At 71.7% G+C, this 3,782-nt stretch carries 3 protein-coding genes and 1 pseudogene; 1 reads left to right on the top strand and 3 read right to left on the bottom strand.

Translation table 11 applies throughout. The features are described from left to right. A pseudogene (locus VF794_RS24760) lies at positions 1-296 on the top strand (DNA recombination/repair protein RecA); the annotation flags it as partial. Here VF794_RS24760 and VF794_RS24755 read toward each other — a convergent pair. Genes VF794_RS24755 through VF794_RS24745 form a run of 3 tightly spaced genes read right to left on the bottom strand, consistent with a single transcriptional unit; the run spans position 293 to position 3,552 of the window. Further along, positions 293-808 carry a DUF1285 domain-containing protein gene (locus VF794_RS24755; protein ID WP_331114494.1) on the bottom strand — a complete coding sequence of 172 codons (516 nt, stop codon included), beginning with the start codon at positions 806-808 and terminating at the stop codon, positions 293-295. The pseudogene VF794_RS24760 and the gene VF794_RS24755 sit on opposite strands and share 4 nt — an antisense overlap. A gap of 42 nt (positions 809-850) precedes the next feature. After that, positions 851-2,290, bottom strand: a complete 1,440-nt coding sequence (locus tag VF794_RS24750) for a hypothetical protein (protein WP_331114493.1) — start codon at positions 2,288-2,290, stop codon at positions 851-853. Next, positions 2,287-3,552 carry a CinA family nicotinamide mononucleotide deamidase-related protein gene (locus VF794_RS24745; RefSeq protein WP_331114491.1) on the bottom strand — a complete coding sequence of 422 codons (1,266 nt, stop codon included), beginning with the start codon at positions 3,550-3,552 and terminating at the stop codon, positions 2,287-2,289. The genes VF794_RS24750 and VF794_RS24745 overlap by 4 nt, the downstream gene beginning before the upstream one ends. Between the last annotated feature and the right edge of the window lie 230 nt (positions 3,553-3,782).

Genomic DNA, 3,782 nt, shown 5'->3' with positions numbered 1-3,782 from the left:
AGAACAAGCTGGCGCCGCCCTTCCAGGAGACCGAGTTCGACCTGCTCTACGGGAGCGGCATCCACCGGGCGGCCGAGGTGCTGGACCTGGGCGTGCAGATGGGCCTCATCGAGAAGTCCGGCAGCCACTTCAGCCTGCGCGGGGAGCGCATCGGCCAGGGCCGGGAGCGGGCCACGGAGTGGCTGCGCGAGCACCCCGAGGCCATGGAGGCGCTCGCCCGTGAGCTGGTGGGCATGTCCCTCCCGGTGCCCCCCGCGCCCAGCCCGGCCGAGATGGAGGCGGCGGCGACGGCCTAGACGCCAGGAGACTCGAGCGACACCGGCACCGCGAGACGGCGCTGGCCCGCGCGCAGGAACAGCTGGCCGCCCTCGTCCTGCTCCAGCAGTTCCCCGAGCTGGTACTGGGCGTCCCGGGAGAAGCGCGCCCCGGCCCGGCCGCCCTTCACCCGGCAGGAGAGGACGCCATCGGGCGCCACGGCGAGGGTGGCCGGCTCCAGGGCCTCGGCGGTGCGGTCGCTCAAGCGCACGAACACCCGCTCGTCCGGGGTGACGTCCACCGTGCGCACCTCGTAGGCCGCGTCCTCCACCTGGACGTAGCACCAGTCCCGGCCAATCTGGAGCTGGTAGCGCCCCTGCTCGTCGAGCACGAGCGAGCTGTTGAAGAGCTCGATGATGCGGGGGTGCTCGATGGGCTCGTCGTCGTGCCACCAGCGCAGCCGCGCATCGAGCCGGATGCCGCTGTCCTCGCGGGTGTGCCAGCGCTTGCCGAAGGGAGGATTTCCTGAAGGCGGTTGCGTCACACCCGTTATCTGCTCGTCCTGGAGCGCCCGGTCAAGCCAACGGACCGGGGGCTACCAGTGGCGGACATACTCGGTGAAGCCCCGGAAGGCCACCGCGCCCCAGAAGTTCACCAGCACCCCGAGCGCCACTGCCGCCAGCACGGCCCGGTTGCGCAGCGACCAGCCGCCGATGGCGAAGAGGAGCAGGAGGTAGGGCGTGTAGTCGATGCTGAACCGGAAGCCGAACTGCATGTACCCGGTGTTCTGGTAGAAGAGCCCGGGCAGCGCCGTCACGGCCACGGTGAGCCACAGCGGCCAGTGCAGGCGCGGGCGCAGCTTCGGCACCACCAGGAAGACGAGCAGCGGCAGCGTCAGCAGCAGCGACAGGCCATGCGGGTCGTACCCCAGTCGCAACGGGTTCGACGAGAGGCTCGGCAGCTTGAGGAAGGCCGCCTCCAGGTTGCGCTGGAGATAGGCCAGGTTGAACAGGCCCCAACGGTCGATGTCCACGTTGACGCGGTTGTTGAAGAGGAACCTGTGGCCGAACTCGCCCGGGTTGCCGAAGCGGTAGACGTTGTAGGCCGCCGCCAGGAGCGCGAGCGGCGCGGCCCCGAGCGCGAACAGGCCCAGCTTGCGCAGCGCGGACTTCCACTGGGAGCCCAGCTCGCGCAGTTGGGTCAGCCGGTCCGGTCCGGGGCACAGCGCCTCCAGCACGAAGAAGAGGCCGGAGAACAGCAGCGGCGTGCGCGTGAGCGTCGCCATGGAGAAGAAGAGGCCCGCGAGCACCGGGCGGTGCGCCCTCACCGCGTTGCGCACGTAGAGGCAGGTGAAGGCCACGCCCATGACTTCCGCGCTGAACCACACCTCGCCTCGGATGGAGGCGTAGAAGAAGAGCGTGCCGAAGGCCAGGATGAGCGCCAGCCCGACGTTCTCCGTGCGGTCGCGCGCCGTCTCCCCCTCCTTCGCGAGGTAGCGCACCAGCGCGTAGAAGAGCGCCACCGCCAGCGCCCCGACGAAGACCCCGAACGAGGTGTCGTTGAACTGGTAGCCGTGCAGCGCCACGAAGGGCAGCATCACCACCGCCGGGAACGACGGGAAGCTCACGTACCAGCGATCTCCCGCACGTGGCCGGCCCTCGCATCGCACCTTCTGCCCCGCCACCTCGCGCACGCACGCCCAGTCCTCGAGGTTCGGCAGCACCTCGGGATCCAGGTCCAAGCGCCCCTCCAGCCACCCCTTCGCCTGGTACACGAAGTGCGGCGCCTCGCTCTGGCGCAGGAAACGCTGCGAGCTGAAGCTCGCCAGCACCGCGAAGCTCACCAGGAAGAGCACCACCTCCACCCGGTACGCCGCCAGCCACATGCGCAGCGCGGCCCCCACCATCCCACCGCGTGCATCCGGGGGCCCGACGTGCTCCACGGGCGGCGTCGGTGTGCCTTCACGCGAGGCGCTCTCGGACGCGGGTGAGGCGACGGGGGGCTGCTTGGAACGCTTGGACTTGGAGCGGCTCATGGTGAGGACGGCGCGGTCAGCAGGCGCTCACGCAGCAACTCGAGCGCATAGGAGGCGGCGAAGAGACGCACGAGGTCCCGGTCACCAGCAATGGAGAAGCGCTCGCAGCGGGTGGGGGCCCCCTCCACGGCCAGCGCACAGTAGACGGTGCCCACGGGATCCTCGGCGGTGCCTCCCGTCGGGCCCGCGAACCCCGTGACGGACAGGCCGTACGTCGTCTGGCAGGCGGCGCGGATGCCCTCGGCCATCGCCATCGCCACCGGGTTCGACACGGCCCCGTGGCGCTCCAGCAGCTCGGCCGACACCCCGGCCCAGGCCATCTTCATCTGCTCGGTGTAGACGACGGCTCCGCCCAGCAGGAAGCTGCTCGCCCCCGGGACCGCCGTGAGCTGCGCGGAGATGAGCCCACCCGTGCAGCTCTCCGCGAGCGACAGCGTCGCCCGGGCCTCCGTCAGCAGCCTCGCCAGCACTCCCGTGTAGGTGTCCCCGTCCGCGCCGTACACCGCCAGCCCCAGCTCCGCGCGGGCGGCGGCCTCGGCGGCGGCCAGGGCGGCATCGGCCTCGGCCTGGGTGGGCGCCTCCGCCATCAGCTTGAGCTGGTTCTCCGGCGCGTGCGTCCGAAAGCCGAACACCACCCGGGGGTGTGCCTTCGCCAGCGGGGCCACGCGCGCGTCCAGGACGGACTCGGGGACGCGCACCGTGCGCAGCAGGCGGAAGGCGCGGTACGTGCGGCCCGCCCGCAGCTCCAGCTCCGTGCGCACACGCGGCACCACCTCGCCGTCCACCAGCGTCCGGTACTCGCGGGGCACGCCGGGCAGGAAGTAGAGCCGGCAGCCCCCCATCCGGACGATGAACAGCGGCGCGGCCCCCACGGGATTGGGCACCACCTCCGCGCCCTCGGGCACGAGCGCCATGCGCGCCACGTTGGGGGTCAGCTCGCGGCCCCGCTGCTGGGCCCGTTCTCGCAGAAAGCGCAGCGTTCCCGCGTCCTCGACGAGCGGCACGCCCGCGGCCACCGCGGCGCACTCGGCGGTGAAGTCGTCCGCCGTGGGGCCCAGCCCGCCGGAGACGATGACCACGTCCGCGCGGGAGGCGGCCTCGCGCAGGGCGCGGGCGATGTCCTCGCGCACGTCTCCCACCAGCACCACCCGCTGCACCTTGATGCCCAGCTCGAAGAGCCGCGCCTCCAGGTCGGGGCTGTTGGTGTCGGGAGTCAGTCCGGTGACGAGCTCGTCACCGGTGCACAGCAGCTCGACGCGCATGGGCGGCGCATCCTAGCCGCACGCGCCTCCCCCAGCACGCACCAAGCCGCGGGAGCTACGCCACTTCCTGCTCGTCCTCGAGGTCCTCGTCCTCTTCCTCCAGGACGGTCGCGGCCAGGGCCACCCCGCCGCCGAGCTTCCGGGAGACGAGGTGCCGGCGCACCAGGAAGGCGGACTCGATGAGGCCGAAGGTCAGGTAGGCGAACGAGTAGGCCACCAGCACATAGGCC

This window comes from Archangium sp., from assembly GCF_036389735.1.
Classification (GTDB): Bacteria; Myxococcota; Myxococcia; order Myxococcales; family Myxococcaceae; genus Archangium.
The sequence above is the reverse complement of the archived record's forward strand: the minus strand, read 5'-3'. Positions and strand labels throughout refer to the sequence as shown.

Excerpts from the sequence above, each read along its gene's own strand:
- VF794_RS24750 (WP_331114493.1), bottom strand. The coding sequence starts at position 2,290 with ATGAGCCGCTCCAAGTCCAAGCGTTCCAAGCAGCCCCCCGTCGCCTCA.
- VF794_RS24745 (WP_331114491.1), bottom strand. The coding sequence starts at position 3,552 with ATGCGCGTCGAGCTGCTGTGCACCGGTGACGAGCTCGTCACCGGACTG.